Origin of the sequence: Desulfurivibrio modestus (assembly GCF_044068625.1) — a bacterium.
In the GTDB taxonomy this organism is placed as follows: domain Bacteria; phylum Desulfobacterota; class Desulfobulbia; order Desulfobulbales; family Desulfurivibrionaceae; genus Desulfurivibrio.
Genome location: NZ_JBIPKH010000059.1, coordinates 1 through 1,568, shown reverse-complemented (window position 1 = coordinate 1,568; position 1,568 = coordinate 1). Strand labels below are relative to the sequence as shown.

Annotated in this window: 2 protein-coding genes; both read right to left on the bottom strand. The window is 50.8% G+C overall.

The genetic code is table 11. The features are described from left to right. Positions 1-13: 13 nt before the first annotated feature. Complete coding sequence (locus ACHHRT_RS13765; RefSeq protein ID WP_395500340.1) at positions 14-1,438, bottom strand: IS4 family transposase; 1,425 nt, start codon at positions 1,436-1,438, stop codon at positions 14-16. Next, positions 1,353-1,568, bottom strand: a 216-nt coding sequence (locus ACHHRT_RS13760; RefSeq protein ID WP_395500342.1) for a hypothetical protein, incomplete at its 5' end; no start/stop codon positions are given. The genes ACHHRT_RS13765 and ACHHRT_RS13760, both read right to left, overlap by 86 nt.

Sequence of the window (1,568 nt, the reverse complement as noted above, 5' to 3'; positions counted from 1 at the left end):
GAATGGCGCTAGTTTAAGCGATTGCAGCATGATATCTGCTCCGGTGCATAATCTCTTTCATGTCATGCCTTGGTGAGGTCAACAGCTGGTAATTTTTTGGGCGTCGCTTAAGGCATCGGGGTTCACTTCGCCCTGGGCGTTGCCTGACCGGACTGTTGGTCATCGCGTCATACAAATCACTGATCAACCTGAAACGCTCTGCCCGGCTGATCTTCGCCTGATTTAAATGGGGCTCCCAGTTACGAAGGGCCTGCACACTGCCCTTGAAACTCACAACCCGAACCTCAATATCCGCTTCTTCCGCAGCCTCATACATCAATCGCCGGATGCAGTTGTAGGCGATAAAGTACATCAAGATTTCCTTGCGGATCATCTCCGGAGTTCGGCAGCGCAGAATGTCCAGGCCCATGGTCGTTTTGATGTCGCGGAAAAACAGCTCGACATCCCACCGTTTGAAGTAAAGTTCGGCAATCTCTTCCGCAGGATATCGCTTGGCATCGAGAAGGGTCGTGACAATGTAGAACCCCTGAGTTCTGAATCCAGGATGTTTCACCGTGACCTTGATCTGTCTCAAGACAAGCTCCTTCGGAAGCTCCTCCCATGCCTCTTTCGAATACGACAGAATAGTGTTATAGACGGGGCGTTTCCACGTTATCAGCAGGTCATCAGGCCCGAGCTTTTTAAGGCTGCCTGCCGAACTGACCGGAGTTCTTCTGGCAAGGGTAACAACGCTGTCGACGCCTTGTTTCTCCAGGTTTGCGATGTCGAAATAACTACAGAACCCTTTGTCTCCGAGGAAGATGTCTCCCCGCTTAAACATCTTCCACTGCTTGCGGAACAGCGGCAGCTCGTTATTCTTTTTATTACCGATGGCGTAACTGAGCAAAGCCCCACTTTCCAGCGAAAAACAGGCACAGATACGTGCCGTCGGAAAACCGCATCCCGGCTTCTGAGAGGACGACTGCGGCCAAACCTCCTGGCTCGCCGGTGTATCCGGCATGCTGACCCCCGTCCCGTCGACAACAATGACTCGCCGGTTGTTCAACAAGCCGGCCTCCGGCATTTTGTCAAGCCGATCCGCCGTGTGTTCAAAAATTTCGGAGAGCATCTGTTCGTCCAATTTCCTGCGAGCCGTGCAATAGGAGGCGGTCGAGGATGATGGAATCTTTACTCCCTTAATAGAGGCATAGGATTGAAGCTTGCGGATCACTTCCTTGCAGCCCCCGTCCGCATCCAGCACCTGACTGAAAAAAGCCCAGAATGTATTCTCTTTTGAGAAAAGCCTCCGGCGACTCATGGCCCCATCCTGTTCCTGCTTAAGAAACGGGCGGGGGATAAACTTTTCAAAGAGCTCACCGATCTGCTTGAAAGACTTTTGCTTCAGCAGAGCTATTTTTTGGGCAAGTTTCTGCTGGGATGAGCGTGGTTTTCGACGCAGAGTCCGCAGATGAAATCCTGGAAGCATTGGCATTGCATTTTTTGTATTTCGCATTGGCAAATATACCAATTTTAGCCAATATTTTCAGGTGGTTTATTGTATAAAAAGAGCTTAAACTAGCGCCATTCGG